General features: G+C 39.9%; 25 protein-coding genes and 5 tRNA genes. 2 read left to right on the top strand and 28 right to left on the bottom strand.

Annotated elements, in window-relative coordinates:
• Window positions 1-50 precede the first annotated feature (50 nt).
• Window positions 51-482 carry a hypothetical protein gene (locus M3P19_RS14795; protein WP_249658459.1) on the top strand — a complete coding sequence of 144 codons (432 nt, stop codon included), beginning with the start codon at window positions 51-53 and terminating at the stop codon, window positions 480-482.
• Between the two features lie 55 nt (window positions 483-537).
• Here M3P19_RS14795 and M3P19_RS14790 read toward each other — a convergent pair whose 3' ends face one another.
• The 28 genes from M3P19_RS14790 to M3P19_RS14655 all read right to left on the bottom strand — a co-directional run bounded on the left by M3P19_RS14790 (window position 538) and on the right by M3P19_RS14655 (window position 24,193).
• On the bottom strand, window positions 538-852 hold the full coding sequence (locus M3P19_RS14790; protein WP_249658458.1) for a DUF3467 domain-containing protein: 315 nt from the start codon (window positions 850-852) through the stop codon (window positions 538-540).
• A 63-nt stretch (window positions 853-915) separates the two neighbouring features.
• Window positions 916-5,214, bottom strand: coding sequence for a DNA-directed RNA polymerase subunit beta' (rpoC, locus tag M3P19_RS14785; protein ID WP_249658457.1), 4,299 nt, complete (start codon window positions 5,212-5,214; stop codon window positions 916-918).
• Window positions 5,215-5,257: 43 nt separating this feature from the next.
• On the bottom strand, window positions 5,258-9,067 hold the full coding sequence (gene rpoB, locus M3P19_RS14780; protein ID WP_249658456.1) for a DNA-directed RNA polymerase subunit beta: 3,810 nt from the start codon (window positions 9,065-9,067) through the stop codon (window positions 5,258-5,260).
• A gap of 129 nt (window positions 9,068-9,196) precedes the next feature.
• Window positions 9,197-9,577, bottom strand: a complete 381-nt coding sequence (rplL, locus tag M3P19_RS14775) for a 50S ribosomal protein L7/L12 (RefSeq protein WP_249658455.1) — start codon at window positions 9,575-9,577, stop codon at window positions 9,197-9,199.
• A 54-nt stretch (window positions 9,578-9,631) separates the two neighbouring features.
• Complete coding sequence (rplJ, locus tag M3P19_RS14770) at window positions 9,632-10,150, bottom strand: 50S ribosomal protein L10 (RefSeq protein ID WP_249658454.1); 519 nt, start codon at window positions 10,148-10,150, stop codon at window positions 9,632-9,634.
• 22 nt (window positions 10,151-10,172) lie between these two features.
• Window positions 10,173-10,865, bottom strand: a complete 693-nt coding sequence (rplA, locus tag M3P19_RS14765) for a 50S ribosomal protein L1 (protein WP_249658453.1) — start codon at window positions 10,863-10,865, stop codon at window positions 10,173-10,175.
• Window positions 10,866-10,883: 18 nt separating this feature from the next.
• On the bottom strand, window positions 10,884-11,321 hold the full coding sequence (rplK, locus tag M3P19_RS14760) for a 50S ribosomal protein L11 (protein WP_249658452.1): 438 nt from the start codon (window positions 11,319-11,321) through the stop codon (window positions 10,884-10,886).
• A gap of 106 nt (window positions 11,322-11,427) precedes the next feature.
• Window positions 11,428-11,979: a transcription termination/antitermination protein NusG gene (gene nusG, locus M3P19_RS14755; RefSeq protein WP_249658451.1), complete on the bottom strand. Its 552-nt coding sequence runs from the start codon at window positions 11,977-11,979 to the stop codon at window positions 11,428-11,430.
• Window positions 11,980-11,985: 6 nt separating this feature from the next.
• The gene (secE, locus tag M3P19_RS14750) at window positions 11,986-12,174 is read right to left on the bottom strand and encodes a preprotein translocase subunit SecE (protein WP_249658450.1); all 189 of its coding nucleotides are present in this window, start codon (window positions 12,172-12,174) and stop codon (window positions 11,986-11,988) included.
• Window positions 12,175-12,193: 19 nt separating this feature from the next.
• Window positions 12,194-12,266, bottom strand: a tRNA-Trp gene (locus M3P19_RS14745).
• A gap of 70 nt (window positions 12,267-12,336) precedes the next feature.
• Window positions 12,337-13,524 carry an elongation factor Tu gene (gene tuf / locus M3P19_RS14740; RefSeq protein WP_073181471.1) on the bottom strand — a complete coding sequence of 396 codons (1,188 nt, stop codon included), beginning with the start codon at window positions 13,522-13,524 and terminating at the stop codon, window positions 12,337-12,339.
• 50 nt (window positions 13,525-13,574) lie between these two features.
• Window positions 13,575-13,646 (bottom strand) — tRNA-Thr (locus tag M3P19_RS14735).
• Between the two features lie 82 nt (window positions 13,647-13,728).
• Window positions 13,729-13,801, bottom strand: a tRNA-Gly gene (locus M3P19_RS14730).
• 80 nt (window positions 13,802-13,881) lie between these two features.
• Window positions 13,882-13,964 (bottom strand) — tRNA-Tyr (locus M3P19_RS14725).
• Between the two features lie 22 nt (window positions 13,965-13,986).
• Window positions 13,987-14,060, bottom strand: a tRNA-Thr gene (locus M3P19_RS14720).
• A gap of 101 nt (window positions 14,061-14,161) precedes the next feature.
• Window positions 14,162-14,464 (bottom strand): ribosome hibernation-promoting factor, HPF/YfiA family, encoded by a 303-nt coding sequence (gene hpf, locus M3P19_RS14715; RefSeq protein WP_249658449.1) that lies wholly within the window; start codon window positions 14,462-14,464, stop codon window positions 14,162-14,164.
• A 57-nt stretch (window positions 14,465-14,521) separates the two neighbouring features.
• Window positions 14,522-15,415: a tyrosine-type recombinase/integrase gene (locus M3P19_RS14710; protein WP_249658448.1), complete on the bottom strand. Its 894-nt coding sequence runs from the start codon at window positions 15,413-15,415 to the stop codon at window positions 14,522-14,524.
• 85 nt (window positions 15,416-15,500) lie between these two features.
• On the bottom strand, window positions 15,501-15,695 hold the full coding sequence (gene rpsU / locus M3P19_RS14705) for a 30S ribosomal protein S21 (protein WP_073181465.1): 195 nt from the start codon (window positions 15,693-15,695) through the stop codon (window positions 15,501-15,503).
• A gap of 83 nt (window positions 15,696-15,778) precedes the next feature.
• Window positions 15,779-16,918: an acyl-CoA dehydrogenase family protein gene (locus tag M3P19_RS14700; protein ID WP_249658478.1), complete on the bottom strand. Its 1,140-nt coding sequence runs from the start codon at window positions 16,916-16,918 to the stop codon at window positions 15,779-15,781.
• A gap of 37 nt (window positions 16,919-16,955) precedes the next feature.
• On the bottom strand, window positions 16,956-17,813 hold the full coding sequence (locus M3P19_RS14695; protein ID WP_249658447.1) for a ComEA family DNA-binding protein: 858 nt from the start codon (window positions 17,811-17,813) through the stop codon (window positions 16,956-16,958).
• A gap of 18 nt (window positions 17,814-17,831) precedes the next feature.
• Window positions 17,832-19,439, bottom strand: coding sequence for an alanine/glycine:cation symporter family protein (locus tag M3P19_RS14690; RefSeq protein ID WP_249658446.1), 1,608 nt, complete (start codon window positions 19,437-19,439; stop codon window positions 17,832-17,834).
• A gap of 86 nt (window positions 19,440-19,525) precedes the next feature.
• On the bottom strand, window positions 19,526-20,533 hold the full coding sequence (locus M3P19_RS14685) for a potassium channel family protein (RefSeq protein ID WP_249658445.1): 1,008 nt from the start codon (window positions 20,531-20,533) through the stop codon (window positions 19,526-19,528).
• 1 nt (window position 20,534) lies between these two features.
• Window positions 20,535-20,762 (bottom strand): PspC domain-containing protein, encoded by a 228-nt coding sequence (locus M3P19_RS14680; RefSeq protein WP_138839391.1) that lies wholly within the window; start codon window positions 20,760-20,762, stop codon window positions 20,535-20,537.
• A 52-nt stretch (window positions 20,763-20,814) separates the two neighbouring features.
• A complete protein-coding gene (locus M3P19_RS14675; protein WP_249658444.1) occupies window positions 20,815-22,095 on the bottom strand; it encodes a DUF2851 family protein in 1,281 nt (426 codons plus the stop codon).
• Window positions 22,096-22,116: 21 nt separating this feature from the next.
• On the bottom strand, window positions 22,117-22,626 hold the full coding sequence (locus M3P19_RS14670; RefSeq protein ID WP_249658443.1) for a DinB family protein: 510 nt from the start codon (window positions 22,624-22,626) through the stop codon (window positions 22,117-22,119).
• A 3-nt stretch (window positions 22,627-22,629) separates the two neighbouring features.
• Window positions 22,630-22,941, bottom strand: a complete 312-nt coding sequence (locus M3P19_RS14665) for a rhodanese-like domain-containing protein (protein WP_249658442.1) — start codon at window positions 22,939-22,941, stop codon at window positions 22,630-22,632.
• A 75-nt stretch (window positions 22,942-23,016) separates the two neighbouring features.
• The gene (locus M3P19_RS14660) at window positions 23,017-23,634 is read right to left on the bottom strand and encodes a thioredoxin family protein (RefSeq protein ID WP_249658441.1); all 618 of its coding nucleotides are present in this window, start codon (window positions 23,632-23,634) and stop codon (window positions 23,017-23,019) included.
• 1 nt (window position 23,635) lies between these two features.
• On the bottom strand, window positions 23,636-24,193 hold the full coding sequence (locus tag M3P19_RS14655) for a TlpA disulfide reductase family protein (RefSeq protein WP_249658440.1): 558 nt from the start codon (window positions 24,191-24,193) through the stop codon (window positions 23,636-23,638).
• A 133-nt stretch (window positions 24,194-24,326) separates the two neighbouring features.
• Between M3P19_RS14655 and M3P19_RS14650 the strand changes: the two genes are divergently transcribed.
• Window positions 24,327-24,773 carry a MarR family winged helix-turn-helix transcriptional regulator gene (locus M3P19_RS14650; RefSeq protein ID WP_249658439.1) on the top strand — a complete coding sequence of 149 codons (447 nt, stop codon included), beginning with the start codon at window positions 24,327-24,329 and terminating at the stop codon, window positions 24,771-24,773.

Genomic DNA, 24,773 nt, shown 5'->3' with positions numbered 1-24,773 from the left:
ATCCGTAGATTTTTTGTACTTTATTGGCTGTAACCAATAAAAACTTTTCTATGTCTGATTCAAACAAACCACCAATCTGGTTTTGGATTTTAAGCGTTCTTGCCCTTGTATGGAATCTCTTTGGGGTATTCAATTACTTGTCGACCAAATTCAACCAAGTTGAGTTATTGGAGGCCATGTCGCAAGCGGAGCGGGAGCTGTTTGAGGGTATCCCTGCTTGGGCTACTGCAGCTTTTGCCATTGCGGTATTCTCGGGGACCATTGCTTCAATTGGATTGCTGATGCGAAAAAAATGGGCCAAACCCTTATTTGTTGTTTCACTTATTACGGCAGTTCTTCAGTTTATCAACTGGCTTTTCCTTCAGAACGCAAGTGAAGTATATGGGAATGCAGCCTATACAATGCCTTTAATCGTAGTCGTCGTAGGAGCATTGTTAATTTTCTTTTCCAATAAATCCATTCAAAAGGGTTGGATTTCCTAACGCTTTCGGTATCAAGAAACAAAAAACCCAGATGTATTAGTCTGGGTTTTGTTTTTTATGCCTCTCCTGTTGGACCAAAATTTAAAGGGATTGGTGGTTGCTCATAGTCTTTAATCGTACCATGTGCTTTTTCAAAACGTGAAACGTTATCACTCAATGCTTTTAAAAATTTTTTGGCATGTTGCGGGGTTAGTACAATACGACTTTTAACCTTGGCCTTGGGAGCGCCAGGCATCATACTTATAAAGTCCACCACAAACTCAGATACGGAGTGATTTATAATTGCCAAGTTGGAATAAATACCTTCGGCGGTTTTTTCATCCAACTCTATATTTATTTGCTTTTGATTCTGATTATTATTCTCTGCCATAGATGCAATGTTAGAAGATAAAGTAAAGAAAAAACCCTGACTTTTCGGTCAGGGTTTTTTTATTTAGAATTTGAATTCCTCTTTTCGAGCCATGATTTCATCATACTCCTCTTTAGAGCCTACAATGATGCTATCATAATCCCTCATACCTGTACCGGCAGGAATCTTATGTCCAACAATGACATTCTCCTTCAATCCTTCCAAAGTATCCACTTTACCGCTAACAGCAGCTTCGTTCAATACCTTAGTGGTTTCCTGGAATGATGCCGCTGAGATAAACGACTTGGTCTGAAGGGAAGCTCTTGTAATACCCTGCAAGATTGGTGTTGCAGTTGCTGCAACTGCATCTCGAGCGGTTACCAAAGTTTTGTCTTCTCTTCGCAAGATGGAATTTTCATCCCTCAATGCTCTTGCAGAAATGATTTGTCCAGCTTTCAAGTTTTCAGAATCACCTGCATCTTCAACTACTTTCTGACCGTAAATCTCATCGTTTTCACGGATAAAGTCATCTTTATGCACCAATTGGTTCTCCAAGAAGGTAGTGTCTCCTGAATCTTCAATACGTACTTTACGCATCATCTGGCGTACTACTACCTCAAAGTGCTTATCATTGATTTTCACCCCTTGTAATCGGTATACTTCCTGTACTTCATTCACCAAATATTGCTGAACCGCTGATGGTCCTTTAATGGCCAAGATATCTTCTGGCGTAATGGAACCATCTGACAATGGCATACCAGCTCGTACATAATCATTTTCTTGAACTAGAATCTGATTGGACAGTTTAACCAAGTACTTCTTGATTTCTCCTGTTTTGGATTCGATGATAATCTCACGGTTACCACGCTTGATTTTTCCGAAGGAAACTACACCATCGATTTCAGAAACAACAGCAGGATTAGATGGGTTACGTGCTTCGAAAAGCTCGGTCACTCTTGGAAGACCACCTGTAATATCACCCGCCTTAGCAGATTTACGAGGAATCTTCACCAATATCTTACCTTCTTTGATTTTATCACCGTCATCCACCATAATGTGTGAACCAACTGGTAGGTTATATGAACGTAAAGTTTCTCCTTTACCATCCTTAATCAATAAGGTAGGAATCAACTTTTTGTTTCTTGATTCAGAAATCACCTTTTCTTGGAAACCGGTTTGTTCATCGATTTCTACTTGATAGGTAACTCCCTGTTCAATGTTTTCGTAGGCAATTTGACCTGTAAACTCAGAAACAATTACACCATTATATGGATCCCATTGACAAATTACAGTACCTGGCTTGATCTTGGCACCGTTCTTCACAAACAACTGGGAACCGTAAGGAATGTTGTTGGTACTCAAAGTAATTCCGGTATTGGAATCAACAACCTTGATCTCTGAAGTTCTGGAGATTACGATATTGGCCTTTTCGCCTTCGCTGTTCTCTCCAACCACAGTTCTCAAATCCTCGATTTCAGCAACACCTTCAAACTTGGCTTCCAATTTGTTATCCTCGGAAATGTTACCTGCAATACCACCCACGTGGAAGGTACGCAAGGTCAACTGTGTTCCAGGTTCACCAATGGACTGTGCAGCAACCACACCAACGGCCTCACCACGCTGTACCATTTTATTGGTAGCTAGGTTTCGACCATAACACTTGGCACAGATACCTTTTGGAGCCTCACAGGTCAATGCGGAACGCACTTCTATCTTCTCGATAGGGGCAGCATTTACCTTTTTCACATCGGCTTCGGAGATTTGTTGGCCTGCTGCCAACAACAACTCCTCGTTCAATGGGTTGTATACATCGTGCAAGGAAACCCTACCTAGGATTCTTTCTCCCAAGGTTTCCACTACTTCTTCATTTTTCTTCAATGCCTGCACCTCAATTCCTCTAAGGGTACCACAGTCATCGATGTTGATGATTACATCTTGGGATACATCCACCAAACGACGGGTCAGGTAACCAGCATCCGCAGTTTTCAAAGCGGTATCCGCTAGACCTTTACGCGCACCGTGCGTAGAGATAAAGTATTCCAAAATCGAAAGTCCTTCCTTAAAGTTGGAAAGAATCGGGTTTTCGATGATCTCACCACCACCTGCTGTCGATTTTTTCGGCTTGGCCATCAAACCACGCATACCAGTCAACTGGCGAATCTGCTCTTTGGAACCCCTTGCTCCAGAATCCAACATCATATACACAGAGTTGAATCCTTGTTTGTCTTCACGGATTCGCTTCATGGCCAATTCTGTCAACATGGCATTGGTAGATGTCCAAACATCAATAACCTGGTTGTAACGCTCGTTATTGGTGATCAGACCCATGTTATAGTTCATCATAATACCATCAACCTGCTCGTTGGCATCGTTGATCATATCGTGCTTCTCTGGTGGAATAATAATATCACCTAAACTGAAGGACAAACCTCCTTTAAAGGCGAATTCGTATCCCATGGTCTTGATCTTATCCAAGAACTCAGCAGTTGTAGGAACATCGGTCACCGCAAGAATATCCCCGATAATGTTCCTTAGGGATTTCTTGTTCAATACCGTGTTAATATATCCTGCTTGCTCTGGTACCACGCTGTTGAACAATACACGCCCACAAGTAGTCTCTATAATTTGGTTTACAAGCTCACCTTCTTCGTTAAAGTCCTTGGCCCTAACCTTGATACCGGCATTCAGTTCTACTTTTCCTTCGTTGAAGGCAATTTCAACTTCTTCTGCAGAATAAAAGGTCAACCCTTCACCCAATACGGGCTCTTTTTTGGTAGATTTCTTTTCCTTGGTCATATAGTACAGACCCAATACCATATCCTGCGAAGGAACGGTAATAGGAGAACCATTCGCAGGGTTCAGGATGTTTTGGGAGGCCAACATCAACAATTGCGCTTCCAATATAGCCTCTGGACCCAAAGGCAAGTGAACTGCCATCTGATCCCCATCGAAATCCGCGTTAAATGCGGTACATGCCAATGGGTGCAAACGAATAGCCTTACCTTCTATCAACTTTGGTTGGAAGGCTTGGATACCCAATCTGTGAAGCGTGGGGGCCCGGTTTAATAGTACTGGATGTCCTTTGAGAACATTTTCCAGGATATCCCAAACCACAGGCTCTTTCTTGTCTATGATTTTCTTGGCTGATTTTACTGTCTTTACTATACCTCTTTCAATCAGTTTTCTGATGACAAAAGGTTTGTACAGCTCAGCAGCCATATCTTTTGGTAGACCACATTCGTACAATTTCATTTCCGGTCCAACCACAATTACGGAACGGGCAGAGTAATCCACACGTTTACCCAGCAAGTTCTGACGAAAACGACCTTGTTTTCCTTTCAAGGAATCCGAAAGGGATTTTAAGGGTCTGTTTGATTCTGTTTTTACCGCAGAGGCTTTTCTTGTGTTATCGAACAAGGAATCCACAGCTTCTTGAAGCATACGCTTTTCGTTTCTCAAGATCACTTCTGGAGCCTTGATTTCCATCAAACGCTTTAAACGGTTATTTCTAATGATAACCCTACGGTATAGATCGTTCAAATCGGAAGTGGCAAAACGACCACCATCCAATGGTACCAACGGACGTAATTCCGGTGGAATTACAGGTACCACCTTCATGATCATCCACTCCGGTCTGTTTTCACGATTATCTTGGGATTCACGCAAAGCTTCAACTACTTGAAGTCTCTTAAGGGCTTCAGTCTTACGTTGTTTGGAAGTTTCCGTATTGGCTTTGTGTCTTAACTGATAAGACAATTCTTCCAAGTCAATACGTGCCAATAGATCAATCAAACATTCCGCCCCCATTTTGGCAACGAATTTGTTTGGATCTGTATCTTCCAAATATTGGTTTTCCGCTGGTAATTCTTCCAAGATGTTCAAATATTCTTCCTCTGTTAGGAAGTCCATCTTGTTGATTTCCTCACCTTCTGGTCCTTTGGCAAGACCTGGTTGTATTACTACATATCTTTCGTAGTAAATGATCATATCCAATTTCTTGGATGGTAATCCCAATAGGTATCCAATCTTGTTTGGAAGGGAACGGAAATACCAGATATGTGCCACAGGTACCACCAAATTGATGTGTCCTACGCGGTCTCTACGTACTTTTTTCTCAGTTACCTCAACACCACATCTGTCACAAACAATCCCTCTATATCTAATTCGCTTGTACTTACCACAGGCACATTCGTAATCCTTTACAGGACCAAAAATACGCTCACAAAACAGACCATCACGCTCTGGTTTATGTGTTCTGTAGTTAATGGTTTCAGGCTTTAACACCTCACCACGGGACTCGGCCAAGATAGACTCTGGAGAAGCCAGTCCTATGGAAATTTTGTCAAACCTTTTTGGTGCGGTATTATCTTTTATTCTAGCCATAATACTATGGAGATGATATTATTAAAATACTATATAAACTTTGTTACTCTTCCAATCTGATATCCAAGCCCAAACCTTTAAGTTCGTGCATCAATACATTGAAAGATTCTGGCAATCCAGGTTCTGGCATGGTCTCACCTTTTACAATGGACTCATAGGTCTTGGCTCTACCGATCACGTCATCAGATTTTACAGTCAAAATCTCGCGTAATGTAGAGGAAGCTCCGTAGGCCTCTAGTGCCCAAACCTCCATCTCACCAAAACGCTGACCACCAAACTGTGCTTTACCACCCAACGGCTGTTGCGTGATCAAAGAGTATGGTCCAATAGATCTTGCGTGCATCTTATCGTCTACCATGTGGCCTAATTTCAACATGTAAATTACACCTACTGTCGCGGCTTGATCAAAACGCTTCCCGGTACCACCATCGTAAAGGTGGGTATGTCCAAATCTTGGAACTCCAGCCTCGTCTGTAAGCGCGTTGATCTGATCTAGGGTAGCTCCATCAAAAATTGGGGTTCCATACTTTCTACCCAACTTAAGACCGGCCCAACCCAATACCGTTTCGTAAATCTGACCAATGTTCATCCTTGATGGTACACCAAGTGGATTCAATACGATATCCACAGGAGTTCCATCTTCTAGGAATGGCATATCTTCTTGACGTACGATACGTGCAACGATACCTTTGTTACCGTGACGACCTGCCATCTTATCACCAACTTTCAGTTTACGTTTCTTAGCGATGTAAACTTTAGCCAATTTCATAATACCAGCAGGCAATTCATCACCAACAGAGATGGTAAACTTATCTCTTCTAAGGTTACCCTGGATGTCGTTTAATTTGATTTTGTAGTTGTGCAACAAATCAGCCACCATTGCATTGGTACTATCATCTGTTGTCCAGCTACCACCTACCAAGTGTGCAAAATCATCAACGGCATTCAACATTTTAATGGTGTATTTCTTTCCTTTTGGAAGTACTTCTTCACCTAAATCGTTAATTACCCCTTGTGAAGTTTTACCATTGATCAAACCAAATAGTTTTTCGATCAAGACATCCTTCAACTGTTGGAATTTCACTTCGTAGTCCATTTCCAATCTGGAAATAGCTTCTTTATCTTCTGAACGCTTACGCTTGTCCTTTATAGATCGAGAAAATAGTTTCTTATCGATTACAACACCTCTCAATGAAGGTGAAGCTTTCAAGGAAGCATCTTTTACGTCACCAGCTTTATCACCAAAGATGGCACGAAGTAATTTTTCTTCTGGTGTAGGGTCAGATTCACCTTTTGGAGTAATCTTTCCAATCAAAATATCACCAGGTTTTACCTCGGCTCCAATACGGATCATACCGTACTCGTCCAAATCCTTAGTGGCTTCTTCAGATACGTTAGGAATATCGTTGGTCAATTCCTCAGCACCTAATTTGGTATCTCTAACTTCTAATGCGTATTCATCAATATGGATGGAGGTAAAGATATCCTCACGCACCACTTTTTCAGAAATTACTATCGCATCCTCAAAGTTATATCCTTTCCAAGGCATGAAGGCCACCTTCATGTTCCTGCCCAAGGCCAATTCGCCTTTTTCCGTAGCATAACCTTCACAAAGTACCTGACCCTTTTTAACTTTATCACCTTTTCTTACAATAGGCTTCAAGTTAATACTGGTTCCTTGGTTCGTTTTTCTAAACTTAACTAAGTTGTAGGTTTTGGAATCCTCTTCGAAACTTACCAAACGTTCCTCATCGGTTCGGCTATACTTGATGGTAATTTTCTGTGCATCCACATATTCTACAACACCATCACCTTCAGCATTGATCAATACCCTTGAATCCGTAGCAACTTGTCTTTCCAGACCAGTACCAACAATTGGTGATTGTGGTCTAAGTAATGGAACTGCCTGACGCATCATGTTTGATCCCATCAAAGCACGGTTCGCATCATCATGCTCCAAGAATGGAATCAAGGAAGCGGAAATAGAGGCAATCTGGTTAGGAGCAACGTCCGTATAGTTAACCTCGGATGGATCAACTACCGGGAAGTCACCTTCCTCACGCGCAATTACTTTATCGTCTTCAATTTTTCCTTTGGCATCCATAGGAATGTTTGCCTGGGAAATTTTCATTCCCTCTTCTTCCTCAGCGCTTAGATACGTGAACTCCTTGGTATCTACAACTCCATTTTCCACTTTGCGGTATGGGGTTTCCAAGAAGCCCATTGGGTTTACCTTGGCAAACACTGACAATGAAGATATCAAACCAATATTCGGTCCTTCAGGAGTTTCAATTGGACAAAGTCTTCCGTAGTGGGTATAGTGAACGTCACGCACCTCAAAACCTGCTCTTTCTCGTGAAAGACCACCTGGTCCAAGTGCGGATAATCTTCTTTTGTGGGTTATCTCAGCCAATGGATTGGTTTGATCCATAAACTGGGATAGCTGGTTGGTACCGAAGAATGAATTGATAACGGAAGACAAGGTCTTTGCGTTAATCAAATCAATAGGGGTAAATACTTCGTTGTCACGAACATTCATACGCTCGCGAATGGTACGTGCCATACGTGCCAATCCAACACCAAATTGAGAAGACAATTGTTCTCCAACAGTTCTTACACGACGGTTGGACAAGTGATCAATATCATCAATCTCCGCCTTGGAGTTGATCAATTCGATTAAGTATTTGATAATGGTGATAATATCTTCCTTGGTCAAAACTTGTTTGTCCATTCCAATATCAAGACCCAATTTCTTGTTCATTCTATAACGACCAACTTCTCCTAAGTTGTAACGTTGATCAGAGAAGAACAACTTATCAATAATACCACGAGCCGTTTCCTCATCTGGCGGCTCAGCATTACGCAATTGTCTATAAATATGCTCTACCGCTTCTTTTTCAGAGTTGGTAGGATCCTTCTGTAATGTGTTGTGAATAATGGCATAATCTGATTGCGCATTGTTCTCTTTGTGAAGTAGTATAGTCTTTACATCTGCATCAATGATTTCATCAACGTGTTCTTTTTCAAGAACCGTATCACGATCTAGGATGATCTCATTACGCTCAATAGATACAACTTCACCGGTATCTTCATCCACGAAATCTTCGTGCCATGTGTTCAATACCCTTGCGGCCAATTTACGGCCCAATACTTTTTTAAGTCCTGCTTTGGAAACCTTAACTTCTTCTGAAAGGTCGAATATCTCAAGGATATCTTTATCTCTTTCAAAACCGATTGCGCGGAAAAGTGTGGTAACTGGTAACTTTTTCTTCCTATCGATATAGGCGTACATCACACCATTGATATCGGTAGCGAATTCTATCCAAGATCCCTTAAATGGAATTACCCTGGCAGAATACAATTTTGTACCATTTGCGTGGAAGGATTGGCCAAAGAACACCCCTGGTGATCTATGTAATTGTGATACAACCACTCTTTCCGCACCGTTGATAACGAATGTACCACTTGGTGTCATGTACGGGATAGTACCCAAGTACACATCTTGCACGATGGTTTCAAAATCTTCGTGCTCAGGATCGGTACAATATAATTTTAAGCGTGCTTTTAATGGTACGCTATAGGTAAGCCCACGTTCAATACATTCTTGGATGGAATATCTTGGTGGATCTATAAAATAATCTAGAAATTCTAGTACAAATTGATTTCTAGTGTCTGTAATGGGAAAATTTTCCATGAAGGTGTTGTAGAGACCTTCATTTCCTCTTTCGTCAGATTTAGTCTCAAGTTGAAAAAAGTCTTGGAATGACTTAATCTGAATGTCCAAGAAATCCGGGTATTCCGGTATGTTCTTAGCGGATGCGAAATTTACTCTTTCAGTAGTGTTTGTGAACATCAATGGACAAATTTTGATCGTGAAATATTACTGCGGGTGGTGTATGACTTTATACACTCCTATTTAAAGAGGCTAAGGCCTAACCATTATCATGGAAAGACCTTAACCAATTTTGTATGGTAAAAGCTATTATTTAAGCTCAACTTCTGCTCCAGCTTCTTCCAATGATTTTTTGATACCTTCTGCCTCATCTTTGGCAACACCTTCTTTAACAGCTTTAGGAGCGCTGTCAACGATGTCTTTAGCATCTTTCAATCCAAGACCAGTCAACTCTTTTACAAGTTTAACAACAGCCAATTTGGAAGCACCAGCAGCTTTAAGGATTACATCAAATTCTGATTTTTCCTCAGCAGCTTCTTCACCACCACCAGCAGCAGCACCACCAGCAACAGCTACTGCAGCAGCAGCAGGCTCAATACCGTATTCTTCTTTTAAAATGTCGGCCAACTCGTTTACCTCTTTTACTGTTAGGTTAACCAACTGTTCTGCAAAATCTTTTAAATCTGCCATTTTTCTATCGTTTAATAAAAATTTTTAAAATATACTTAGTTAATTGTGCGCGAATTATTCTTTTTCAGATAAAGTCTTAAGGATACCGGCAAGTTTACCACCACCTGATTTAAGACCAGAAATAACATTCTTGGCCGGTGATTGCAACAATCCGATGATATCCCCGATAACTTCCTCTTTGGACTTGATGTTTACAAGTGCCTCAAGGTTTTCATCACCAATGAATATTGCTTCTTCAACAAAAGCTCCTTTCAATACAGGTTTATCTGATTTTTTTCTAAAGTTCTTGATAAGTTTCGCAGGGGCGTTCCCAGTTTCAGAAAACATCATCGATGTATTTCCTTTTAAAACTTCAGGAAGATCCCCAAATTCCTTATCAGAAGCTTCCATTGCTTTTGAAAGCAAAGTGTTCTTTACTACCGCAAGTTTAATGTTTGCCTTGAAACACGCTCTTCTCAAATTGGAGGTGTCAACAGCATTCAATCCTGAAATATCTGCCAAATAAATATTGGCATTATCAGCCAACTGTGCAGTCAAGTCTTCTATTACGATTGCTTTTTCTTCTCTTGTCATAATTAAAATATTGAACTACCAGTTATGAAACTGCTTTTGGATCTAGTTGAACACTAGGACTCATGGTACTTGACAAATAAACGCTTTTCATATAAACGCCTTTTGCTGCAGCTGGCTTCATTCTTACCAAAGTATCCAATAACTCTTTGGCATTGCCTGCAATCTTATCTGCAGAAAAAGAAGCTTTTCCTATTGCCGCATGTACAATTCCTGTTTTATCTACTTTAAAATCAATCTTACCAGCCTTTACTTCAGATACTGCTTTTGCAACATCCATAGTTACCGTACCGGTTTTAGGGTTAGGCATTAAACCTCTTGGACCTAAAACTCTACCTAGAGGCCCAAGTTTACCCATTACGCTTGGCATAGTGATGATTACATCAACATCAGTCCAACCGCCTTTGATTTTTTCCAAATACTCATCTAATCCCACAAAGTCTGCGCCAGCTTCTTTAGCCTCCGCCTCTTTATCTGGAGTCACCAATGCCAAAACTTTAACGTCTTTACCGGTTCCGTGAGGAAGGGTTACAACGCCACGCACCATTTGATTTGCTTTTCGTGGATCTACACCCAAACGAACTGCAAGGTCAATTGAAGCGTCAAACTTTACATTGGTTATTTCTTTTACCAAAGCAGATGCCTCTTCCAAAGAATACAATTTATTCTTATCTATTTTGGAATTGGCTTCTTTTTGCTTTTTAGTCAATCTTGCCATTATAAATTGCTTTAGATTTTAAAAAGGTCTTTTACCAGCTACTTTAAGTCCCATAGAACGTGCAGTACCCGCAACCATACTCATTGCAGATTCCACTGTAAATGCATTCAAATCGACCATTTTGTCTTCAGCGATTTGCTTTACTTGATCCCAGGAAACACTTCCGGATTTAACCCTGTTAGGTTCGCCAGATCCTTTTTTAATCTTAGCTGCTTCCAACAATTGAACTGCCGCGGGTGGTGTTTTTACAACAAATTCGAAAGATTTGTCTTTGTAAACGGTGATAACAACAGGTAATACTTTACCCGGTTTATCCTGTGTACGCGCATTAAATTGCTTACAGAACTCCATGATGTTAACACCAGCAGCACCTAAGGCGGGTCCAACCGGTGGCGATGGATTCGCAGCACCTCCCCTAACTTGTAATTTAACTACCTTATCTACTTCTTTTGCCATTGTTTTTAATTAAAATGAAAGTGTGTCAATTGGAAGCAACACAACTTTATATTTGTAACAGCTCTACTATTCTTAATTATTCAGAAATCAGATTTCTGATTTCTGTTTATATTTTTTCAACTTGCATATAACTAAGCTCCAAGGGTGTTTTTCTACCGAAAATCTTCACCATAACCTCAAGCTTTCGTTTCTCTTCATTGATTTTCTCAACAGTTCCATTGAACCCGTTGAAAGGACCATCAATAACCTTGACCGTTTCACCTAATACGAATGGTATGGCCACATTGTCAGTATTCACCGCCAATTCATCAACCTTACCAAGCATACGGTTTACCTCGGTCTTACGTAATGGAACAGGATCACCACCTTTGGTTTCTCCTAAAAATCCAATCACATTGGTAATGGAACGAATGATATGCACCATTTCACCACCAAGGTTCGCTTTAATCATGATATAACCTGGAAAGTAAACACGTTCTTTGTTTATCTTCTTTCCGTTTCGGATCTGAACAACCTTTTCGGTAGGAACAAGGACTTCTTCAAGGTAATCGCCAAAACCATTGCGCTCTACCTCACTTTCAATATAGCCTTTGATCTTGTTTTCTTGACCACTGACCGCCCTTACTACGTACCATTTTTTCTCCAGAACCTCAGACATATCCAATTATCCTATTACATTATCAAAATACAAACGAATCAACTTACTGAATAGGGAATCAACTCCCCATGTAGCCAACGCAAACAAAATGGAAAACACCGCAACCACAACCATAAGATTGGAAGCTTTTTCCCTGTCTAGCCACGTAACATTGCTCTTTAATTCCTCAAAAGATTCCTTAATGTAAGTGATCATGTTTTATTCGTATTTTTTGCACGGGAGGAGAGACTCGAACTCCCGACACCTGGTTTTGGAGACCAGTGCTCTACCAACTGAGCTACACCCGTTTATATTTACACTGAAAGGTATTCCGCAAAAGCGGAACACCCTTTAGTGCACTATTTATTGTAAAAAGATTTAATCTAGAATCTCAGTAACCTGACCGGCACCTACAGTTCTACCACCTTCACGGATAGCGAAACGTAGACCAACGCTCAATGCGATTGGCTGGATCAAATCAACATTGATAGTCAAGTTATCACCTGGCATTACCATTTCAACTCCATCAGGAAGACCAATGTTACCTGTTACGTCAGTTGTTCTTACGTAGAACTGAGGACGGTAGTTGTTGTGGAATGGTGTGTGACGACCACCTTCTTCTTTTTTAAGGATATAAACCTCAGCTTTGAATTTAGCATGTGGCTTAACAGAACCTGGCTTACAGATTACCATACCTCTTTTGATGTCGGATTTTTCAATACCTCTCAAAAGGATACCAACGTTATCACCAGCTTCACCTCTATCCAAAATCTTACGGAACATCTCTACCCCTGTAATGGTTGAAGCCAATTTCTCAGCACCCATACCAATGATATCAACAGCATCACCAGTGTTAGCAACTCCAGTCTCAATACGACCAGTAGCAACTGTACCACGACCAGTAATGGTGAACACATCTTCAACAGGCATCAAGAAATCCTTGTCAACATCTCTTTTTGGAAGTTCGATCCACTCATCAACAGCAGCCATCAACTCCATAACAGTGTCAACCCATTTCTGCTCACCGTTCAATGCCCCAAGAGCAGAACCAGAGATTACAGGTCCGTTGTCACCATCGTACTCATAGAAAGAAAGCAATTCTCTTACTTCCATTTCAACAAGTTCCAAAAGCTCTTCATCGTCAACCATGTCAACTTTGTTCAAGAAAACAACGATTCTAGGAATACCTACCTGGCGACCAAGAAGGATGTGCTCACGAGTTTGTGGCATAGGACCATCAGTTGCAGCAACAACCAAGATAGCACCGTCCATTTGAGCAGCACCAGTAACCATGTTCTTTACGTAATCCGCGTGACCTGGACAGTCAACGTGAGCGTAGTGACGGTTTTGGGTTTGATACTCTACGTGAGAAGTGTTAATTGTAATACCCCTTTCTTTTTCTTCAGGAGCATTATCAATAGAATCAAAGCTTCTAAGCTCTGAAAGACCCGCATTAGCCAATACGGTAGTAATAGCAGCGGTCAGCGTAGTTTTACCGTGATCCACGTGTCCAATAGTACCAATATTTAAGTGCGGTTTGGAACGATCAAAAGTTTCCTTTGCCATTTTAAATAAATTTAATCTTAGTTTATAATATTAGTGTACAAATCGTTTTGAGCCAATGACGAGATTTGAACTCGTGACCTCTTCCTTACCAAGGAAACGCTCTACCCCTGAGCTACACCGGCGTAAAGTGTTGAATCAACTACTTCAAATAGTCCTCCCATTTTAATTGGAAGAGATTCTTGCTTTCGCAAGGATGACTTTTAGAGCGGGAGACCGGGTTCGAACCGGCGACATTCAGCTTGGAAGGCTGACGCTCTACCAACTGAGCTACTCCCGCATTTTTTGGATAAAAATCCAATGGCATTCAATATTTCAAAAAAACCTTTCCACTTTGGCTGTTTTTTGAACAACACTTTGTGGGGAGAGCAGGATTCGAACCTGCGAAGGTGAAAACCAACAGATTTACAGTCTGTCCTCGTTGGCCGCTTGAGTATCTCCCCGCCTTATTTTCAGTAACTTACGAGCCGATGGAGGGACTCGAACCCACGACCTGCTGATTACAAATCAGCTGCTCTAGCCAGCTGAGCTACATCGGCTTTTTAGAGCCTTTTTTGCATAAAAAAAGTCCGCTATTTCTAACGGACTGCAAATGTATAGATTTATTTGTTTATTCAAAATATTTTTGAAAAAATTTTCATCAAGCTTTTGCCCTTAATTTTTCCTTCTTTTTTACTAGCTGTCTTTCCAGCGAGTTACAGGCAGAATCCACTGCTTCTTCAAATGACTTACATTGTTTTTTTACAATGAATTGATCTCTAGGTACCAACAATTTGATCTCCACTATCTTATTTTCCTTAGCACTGGTATTTTCAACCTTCAAATAAACATCGGAACCAATTACTTTATCATAAAATGTTTCCAGCTTGTCCATACGTCTTTGAATAAATTCAATGAGTTTTGCATCCGCAACAAAATTTACCGATTGTGCATTTACCTTCATAAGATGTTGTTTTTAGGGCTACCGACGATAGTAGCTTTGGTTAAACTTTACAAGAAATCAATCTTTCTTGTTTCTGGGATGGGCTTTCAGATGAACTTTTTTTAGTTCGGCGATACTGTTATGGGTATAAACCTGGGTAGACGCCAAACTACTGTGCCCTAACAATTCCTTCACGGAATTCAAGTCAGCTCCCCTATTAAGCATATGCGTTGCAAAGGTATGTCTAAGTATATGTGGACTTTTTTTAACCTTAGGGGATACCAAACTAAAATACTTATTTATGATGCGATAAACAAGTGTTTCATAAATTTTAGAACCGCTTTTGGTCAAAAATAAAAATGCAGGGGCTTGTATTGATTTTAAAGCATTTCTATGTTCTAGATAGTGCTCGATAAACGGTTTGAGTGTAGGCAAAAGCGGTATAATCCGCTCCTTATTACGCTTGCCCAATACCTTTATGGTTTTATAATCAGCTGCAATGTCATTGCGCTTCAGGTTTACTAATTCGGATCGGCGCATCCCGGTGGTGTAAAGCAGTTCGATTATCAACTTGTCCCGCATGCCTTCAAAATCATCTGAAAAAGGAATGTCTTGGATAATCTTGGACATTTCAATTTCTGAAAATGGCACCTCCAACTTCTTTTGCGTTTTTAATGCTTTGTGCTTCACCAAAGGTGATGCAGTGATTTGTTCCGTCTTTTGTAAAAAACGATAATAGGCTCTCAGTGAAGAAACTTTCCTATTTACACTACGAGTTGTTATTCCTTGATCTACAAGATGGACTATCCAACTGCGTATAAGGTTATATCCAATATGATCAATTGTAGGTTCATCAAATTCCTCCAAAATAAAACCCGAAAAATCCATCAAATCCTTTTTGTAAGCAGTAATGGTATGCTTTGAATAGTTTCGCTCAAACTCTAAGTAAGACGTAAAGGCGCTGATGGACATGCTCCAAAATTATCGAATTCTTGAAAATAAAAAATCCTGCCACAAAAATTGTAGCAGGATTTTTAAAATGTCTTTGAACTAAAACCTAGATTTCTTCTTGGTCTCTTAGTCCTTGTATATATTGAGCTTTTTGAATTTCGGCTCTACGCTTAACAGAAGGTTTTGTGAACTGCTGTCTCTTTCTCAATTGACGCATAGTACCTGTCTTATCAAACTTACGCTTAAAACGCTTTAAAGCTCTATCGATGTTTTCTCCTTCTTTTACTGGTATAATTAACATAGGCTACAACCTCCTTTCTTTTAGAATTTCCCAATTTTCGTTGGGCGTGCAAATATACAGGTAATAATTCTAACTGTACAAACTTACTTTAGTATATTTCTTGAAATTACCAATTTTTGGATTTCCGTGGTCCCTTCCCCTATGGTACATAACTTGGAATCCCTGTAAAATTTCTCGACAGGAAAATCTTTGGTGTATCCATAACCTCCATGAATCTGTACGGCATCATTTGCTATTTTTACACAGATTTCCGAAGCGAACATCTTACTCATGGCGCCTAACTTGGTAACCGGCCTTCCTTCATTTTTAAGAAATGCTGATTTGTGTAACAGTAATTCAGCTGCCTCAATCTCGGTAGCAGCATCCGCCAACTTAAAGGATACACCTTGGAATTGACTGATTGGCTTACCAAATTGGACTCTTTCCTTGGAATACTGCAATGCAGCTTCATAAGCGCCTTTGGCAACACCTAAGGATAACGCACCTATTGAAATTCGTCCGCCATCCAACACCTTCATGGACTGGATAAATCCATCTCCTATTTCTCCCAATCTATTCGCATCTGGGATTCGGCAATCCGAAAAAATCAATTCAGCTGTTTCGCTGGCACGCATGCCCAACTTGTTTTCCTTTTTCCCACTGGTAAATCCCGGGGTTCCTTTTTCAATAGCGAAGGCTGTCATCCCATGACTATCTCCTTTTTCGCCGGTACGGGCAATTACAACTGCAATATCTCCACTCTTTCCGTGGGTAATGAAGTTTTTTGCACCATTTAACACCCAATGATCACCATCCTTGACTGCGGTCGTATTCATTCCTCCTGCATCAGACCCGGTATTATGCTCTGTTAATCCCCATGCGCCGATCCATTCGGCGGTCGCCAATTTAGGAATCCAGCGTTGCTTCTGTTCTTCGTTTCCAAAGGAAAGGATATGATTAGTACATAAGGAGTTATGCGCTGCAACTGATAGACCAATGGATGGATCTACCTTTGAAATTTCTTCTAAAATTGCAATGTATTCATGATAGCCCAATCCCGAGCCACCTAATTCTTCTGGCACCAAAACACCCATGAAACCCAATTCACCTGCCTTCTTAAATACTTCGATTGGGAATGTTTGGCTTTCATCCCATTCCATTACATAGGGCTGAATGTACTGCTGGGCAAAATCCCTAGCTGATTCTGCAACCATTTTTTGTGTCTCGGAATAATCAAAGTTCATCATGGACATTGTTTCCGTAATCATATAATCAGTGGTTTTATAATGACAAATATAATTTAATTCTCTCTATTTTGTTTATCGGAAATCCATTTAAGTTAAACAAATCTTCAATGGATTGATATGGACCCTTTTCTTCTCTATACTTCACCATTTGATTAGCCAACGATTTTTTTATATAAACCAAACTTGCTAATTCTTGGGCTGAAGCCGTATTAATATTCAACTTTTCTATCTTGGGAGGTTGTTCAACTATAAATTTCTGAACAATGCGTAGGACCACTTCTTGCTCCAGACCATACACGTCATAGAGTTGTTCATTCACAACAAATCCACCAAGCCTATTCCTGAATTTAATAATTCTCGCAGAAAGCACCTCTCCTACCCCATAAATTGATTTCAGGTCCTCAGCGGTAGCGAGATTAATATCCTTTGGCTTAATTGAATGCGAATCTGAATTCTTTGAATAGGTAGTCGCTTGTTTGTGGTAGTTCTTTCGTTTAGGGAACTTGAAATATGCAACCATGGTGCCCAACAAGGAGTCCGATACTTTGGTTACTTCTTGAAATTGGGCTGCTGAATTTACATAATTACCCAACTTTCTAAAATCATATATACGATCTAATTCCTCATAGGTCATCCCTAAAACATAACCTTTATAGTCATTGATGTAATTTGGATTAAAAGGGTACAACCGAACTGTATCCCTTACCAGTAAATTTTTGCGCAAACTATCAATTCTGACTTGTTGAACATTATCCACCAAGAATTGCGATTCAGGGGAAACTGGTCGAGATTTTATTATATGAAAAATACATTGCAACAGCACAATCAGGAACAACAAAAAGAAAATCCCACCTCTTTCTTGCTTACTGAATCTAAGGCGGGATTTCTTCATATGTTTTTTGCTACTGGATTACTTTGAAGCCCTTATGGCATCCATATATCTTGCAAGCTGTTTTTTAACTACTGGGAATAGGAAATAGAGCCCAACCATGTTCGGGAATACCATTGCAAAAATCATAGCATCTGAGAATGCCCAGATGGAATCCATACTGGCAGCTGCACCAATTACCACAAATACCAAGAATAGAACTTTATACGTAAGGTCCATTTTCTTTCCTCTACCAAAAAGGAACTTCCAGGATTGAAGACCATAGTAAGACCAGGAAATCATAGTGGAAACAGCAAACAGTACCACTGCGATGGTCAAGAATACATTGGAATATGGAATATAATTTGCAAAAGCTTGGGATGTAATACCCGCTCCTTCATAAGCAATACCGTCAATCATTACCGCTCCAGAACCGTCACCACCATATTCAAAGACACCGCCAAAGTTAAATATGATAATTACCAATGCGGTCATTGTACAAATAACAACCGTATCAATAAAGGGTTCCAGTAGTGCTACAAGCCCTTCTGAGGCCGAATATTTAGTTTTAACCGCTGAGTGCGCAATTGACGCAGAACCAGCACCAGCCTCATTGGAGAAAGCTGCTCTTCGGAATCCAACCAGTAATACGCCTATGACCCCACCTACACCTATTGCAGTTGGATTGAATGCTTCTGTTATGATCAATGAAATCGCATCATCAATTAATCCAAAGTTACCAAGTATGATGTAAAGACATGCGATGATGTATAGCAAAGCCATAAATGGTACAACCTTTTCAGTTACTGAAGCAATCCTTTTGATTCCTCCAATAATGATAATTCCAACCAATAATGCCAATACAACACCAATTACTGTTCCTGCCATGGTGCTTTCCCAACCAAAGAGTTCTTTTACAACGATTGTCGCTTGGTTGGATTGCGCAGCGTTACCACCACCAAATGATCCACCTATGCAGAAAAAGGCAAACAAAGCGGCAGCAATTTTGCCCAAAGTCTTAAACCCGCGTTCCTTTAATCCTTTACTGATATAGTACATTGGGCCACCATACACTGTTCCCTGTTCATCTACATCCCTATATTGTACGCCCAAGGTACACTCCACAAACTTGGTACTCATACCCAATAGACCACAGACAATCATCCAAAACGTGGCACCTGGGCCACCTAGTGCAATAGCCAAAGCAACACCAGCAATGTTACCGTTACCTACAGTACCAGAAACTGCAGTTGCCAATGCTTGAAAATGGCTAACCTCACCTTCATGGCTTTCATCTCTTATGGTATCTGGCAGGTCTCCATCAACTATATTAACTTCTGCCTTTTCTACGCCATGACCTTCAGCTCCTTCCAAATCATCATACTTACCGCGTACTACATTTATAGCAGTCCAAAAATGTCTAACATTTGGAAAACCAAAATACAAAGTGAAGAATAAGGCACTACCAACCAAAAGGATGAGTACAAATGGCGTACCCATGATTTCGAAAAATATAACGGTATTGAAAAAATCGGAAACGGGCGCAAAAGCCTGATCTATTTTTTCATCGAGGCCAACTTCGGCGGTTTCTTGGGAGAATGTCAATAAGGGAAAAAATAGAGAGAAAATTGCTAGAAGTCGATACTTCATAATGAGAAAGTTTGGTGTTTTGTTTTAATGTATAGCGGGCAATATCCTAAAAAAATTCAACGGAATCAAATTTAAAAGTTATAAAACTATCCAATCTGAAACATTTGGTTGAGTTTCCTGATCTGCTCTGGTCGTCCTAAAACAATTACTTTCCCTTTGGGTTGAAGCTGAAGGTCTGCTTCTGGATTAATAATATAATTACCGTCCGGTTCTATGTACCCGATAATGGTACATCCTGTTTTTTTCCGAAGATCCAAATCCCGTAATGAACTGCAGTCCATTTGATTGGTAAAATCCTCAATTTCCACCTCCTCAAGGTTTGTAGTATGTTCTCCTTCAACCGATAATTTGTCCATAAAGGTTATCAGGTCGGGCATAACTACTAAAGAAGCCATATGGTCCCCACCTATTTTATCAGGCATGATTACTTTATCCGCGCCAGCAAATTGGAGTTTCTTTTGCGAGGTAACTTGCGAGGCCCTGCTAATTATAAAAAGATTCTTGTTCAATTGCCTTGCGGTCAATACTATAAATAGATTTTCGGCATCATCTGGTACGGCGGTAATTAAATACTGTGCTCTTTCGATTCCTGCTTCCAATAATACTTCATCTTCATTGGCATCACCCTCAACAAATAGGATTTCTTCCTCATGACGTTCAATAACCTCCTTGTCCCTTTCAATTACAACGAAAGGCTTCTTATAAGCCGTAAGTCTATCCGCAGCTTGCATACCATTTCGTCCAAATCCGCAAACCACCACATGGTTTGATAAGCTATCTATTCTCTTTTTCACTTTTTTTCGTTTTAAAATTTGAAGTGAATTTCTACCCAGCAGGTATTCGGTAATGACCGAAATGGCAAAACCAAAAATGAACACGCTGGTGACAATTAAAAATACTGTAAAAATCTTGGCGTTGGCATCTAAGGGCTTTACCTCGGCAAATCCCACGGTTGTAACCGTAATAATCGTCATGTAAATGGCCTCTATCCAAGAATAATTGGAAAGAAATCGATATCCAATTACACCAATCAATAATACAAGCACCATCAAACTTAGGGCCCATACTATTTTGGAACGAAGTAATCTTATCATATTAGAGGTCAAATACTGAGGTTCGTTTTGTGTATACCAAATCTTTGATTTTCAGCCAAAATGCAATAAACAGGTATAAGGCAAAACCAAATCCTAAGGTAACAAAAGTCAAATAGATGAATGTGGTCCGCACCACACGCGCACGGATTCCAAGTCGCTCTGCAATTCTACGACATACTTCGAAACCGCGTTTTTGGAAAAAATAAAGTGTATTGTAAAACAAACCCATACAGTGCTTTAGCTGTCTTTCTGATAACAGGAACCTTGCGACTGGGATAAAATTATGTATTTCTATTCAATAATCGTGTGCCAATGGCACAGTGTAGACATTTATTCTTGGAACAATATTGTGTATACAATTGAATTTTGGCTTGACTTTCCAATGCGCTTTTCGTTGGTGGGCCTAATAGGTCAAAATTAGTTATGATTGAATTCCTTTCTGCTTTTATTGTTGAAATAAGTTGAAGAAGATCATCGCTCCAATCCAACCCCCGCCATTTTGAATATGCAAATTTTAAAGGGATAAGTGTATTTATGATCAATAATTCGATGAATTTATCCGATAAGGTTTTTGTACGCTCTTTGGAAACCTTCCCAAAGGTATAATGCGTACGCCAGTACTTACTTGTCGGTACTTTTAACTGCTTCCGAATCAATTTAAACTCATTGGCGACAATTAAACCTGAAAACAAATTCTGATGGATACTATACAAATTAGCCAACTGGGAAATTCTTATGGTCGGAAAATTGGCAGGACGCAAACCAAAAAATTCTGGCCCTTTCTTTACTGGCTCTAGACTATATTTTTGCAACAGGTACTGATGTTGTGATTTTAATTGCATGTAATATGCATCTGAGCAATCCATAGTTTCCATGAGGCCAAATTGTCCGAATAAAAGACTTTCCAACGCAAGTAAATCTGAACGTTCCTTCCTGATTATGTTATAGGGTAACAGTGATGCTGCTTGTAAAAACATATCTCCGTTGAGTTTGGTGCCAAAGTTTTTGGCCAGCAATTGAAACAAAACGGCTTCCCAATCATTTTTAGTCTGATGCAGCAAGTTGAGTACTAATTTCGATTTTTGTTCCAGTCGCTCTAGGTAAAGTCGCTCCTGAATGCCAGTCAAAAAAATAGTGTCTATTGTGGCATAGTCCTTTTCACATTTTATGAATGCAGGGTTATAATGCTGGAATAAACGTTGATATCGTTGCAATAGTGAAGCGGGTACATACGTCTTTAACTCAAGTGTGGGAATTTGTGTACCGTCCTGCCTAAACACCGAAATATCGTCCTCCCAAACAACATGGAGCACAACATTGTCATAATTCGAATCAAGTTCATGGTGGTGCGCATACCAATCTGAAGATTTGAGGTGTATCTCCACATTTCCTGCCCAAAGTTGTCCGTTTACCTCCACCAAGGCATTGAAGAAATCAGGACCGGCATACCTGTTTAAGGTGCCCGGATTTTTAACTACAATGTTTTGGGAGGTTGTTGTGGTAAGAAGTCGTCCTTGAAGCTTATTGCACCTCCATATAAAATGGAGTAAGTCTTCCTTCATGTTTATAAATATAGGAAATGATCACCATTTACCAGCATAGGTTAGTTCATCACCTGACAGCTGCTTCAAATATGCGTGTTTTATAACATTTATTTGACGAATATGGTGGTAATCATGTGCCAACCAATTGGCCAGAAACGAAGCCGCCGATATTTTCCCTAAAAAGGGATGGTCAATGGTATTTGACCATGGCACATCGCCTAATTTTGAAAGCCATTCAATTGACTTTTCCCGTTCTTCCAAAAAAGCATCGACCATTTGCAAATATTCTTGATGCTCATAATTATGCTTTTCTATCAAGGCAATAGGATCAAACGGAACCAAGGGTATGTTGGGTGTTTCCAATGCATGCTTTACCCTTGCCCTAAAATCAAGCTTTTCCTCGTCAACCAAATGACAAACTATTCCCAATAAATTCCAGTCTGAGGGTTGACGTTTCCAAGTAATCAATTCTGCTGGTATACCACTTAGTGTTTCTTTGAAGACACCAGCATTGTTATCCAGTCCTGCTATAATTACTTTAATATCCACAAGTTATTGTGCAACCTCGCCCTCCCAGTTCATGAAGCCGCCTTCCAAATTGAAGGTGTTCTCGATTCCGACACTATTCATAATCGCACAGGCCTGCGCACTGCGATTTCCGGAACGGCAGTAGACATAATAATTCTTGGATTTGTCCAATTCCTCCAACCCATCCAAAAACCCTTGTCCTAAATAGATATCGATATTGGTAGCGCCAGGTATATAACCTTCCTCAACTTCTTCTGGAGTTCTAACGTCCAAAATAAAAGCATTGTTATCGTTTTCCAGTTGGTTTTCCCAGGCTTCTTGAGATAAATCTGACATTGTAAGTATTTTTAGCTCTGCAAAAATAAAAATCCGGAGCGTAACCCCGGATTATAATTTGTGATTTATTTTTTACTAGGCTTTTATGCCACATCCAATAGCTCTGGTTTTGGTCACTTTAATTTCACGCCCCTCCAACATCGCATCTATTGCATTTTCCACAAATTTTTCTTCGACAAGTGCAGCACTTTGATAGTTGTCATCTATTGCTCCGATATATCTCACCTTATTGCCCATTGGTGTTTTTTCCAAGAGATAAACATGCGGTGTTCGCGTTGCACCATATTTCGGGTAAACGGTTTGTCCTTCATCCAATAAATAAGGAAAACCAAAGCCTTTGGCCTTAGCTCGGGATTTCATTTTTTCGAAACTGTCTCCAGGCTGCAAATCAGGGTTGTTCGGATTGATGGCAATAATAGGTACATCCAACGGTTTGTATTTTTTATCCAATGCGATTATCCTATCCTCATATTTAACCGCATAAGGACAGGTGTTGCATGTAAATATGACCAAGTATCCCTTGGCATCTTTATAGTCTGCGAGTGAGACCATGTTACCGTCAACATTTTTCAAGGAGAAGTCTGTTGCGTAATCACCAATATCATAACCTGATACTAAAGAGGGTGAAGCGCTAACAAAAATTCCCGCAATTAGCAAGAGCATCATTACTCCAAAAACACATAACGTCTTCATATCAATTCATGTTTAGAAAGCCATTTACGGCTTCGTTCAATTCATCATAAGTAAATCCATGTCCGTAAAATTTACGGTCGTTAGTATTGTAAATTACTGTTGCCGGAATGGCACCATCCCAATCAGGGTCAATTTTTGGAATCCACTCATTTTGTTTTGGGTCATCCAAAATCACGACTTTGGATTTCAATTCCTTCTTTTCGACATAGGGTTTCAATCTGGATTTCCACATGGAGGGCATGTCCAAACTAACCAAAATCACCTCCAAACCATTGTTCTTTTGTTCGGCATATACTTGCTCAAAATAAGGCATCTCTTCTAAACAAGGTTTACACCAAGTAGCCCAGAAATTGACTACATAGGTCTTGCCGTCTTCACGCTTTAATAAATGTTCAAATTCCGCAAAGTCATAGACAGGAAATTTCAAAGAATCTTTGGTTATTGTGTTTACTTCCGCAAATTCAGATTGCCTTTCAACTTTGGATTCCTTTTTTTTTGTTCTATCTCCACAAGAAATTAAAGTTAGAGTAAGCAACAAAACGCCTAGTAAGTGTTTCATTAACTGGTATTTACAAGTTTAAAATTAACCAAAGCACCTATCGTACCTGGATTTTTAACATAAAATTATCTGTTAAAAATAATCATGTATTCAAATATGATTATACATTTGTATATACAATTGTTGTAATTACATGAATGTTGAGGATATCATAAAAACCAATAAGAAACTACCGTTAAAACAACGGACCATGATTCATTATGCGTTGGTTTCAAATAAAATTCGCGAGGCTTTCGCTGCTGCCCTTAAACCGTTTGAGGTTTCTGAACAACAGTTTAATGTGCTCAGAATTTTACGTGGTCAAAAAGGACAACCCGCAAATCTCTCAACCATTAACGAACGTATGGTTACCAAAATGAGCAATACCACTCGCTTAGTGGACAAATTGATTTTGAAGGGTTATGTAGAGCGATGGGTGTGCCCGGAAAACAGGCGTAAGGTGGAAATAATGATTACAGAGAAAGGAAATAAGGAACTAGAAAGAATCGATGAAGTTGTCCTACAGACCGAATCCAAAATATTAGAAAACTTTACCAAAAAAGAACTAGAACAATTAAATACACTTTTAGATAAATTTTAA

It is taken from the genome of Flagellimonas spongiicola (assembly GCF_023502425.1).
Lineage (GTDB): Bacteria > Bacteroidota > Bacteroidia > Flavobacteriales > Flavobacteriaceae > Flagellimonas > Flagellimonas spongiicola.
This window is presented reverse-complemented; position numbering and strand designations above follow the sequence as displayed.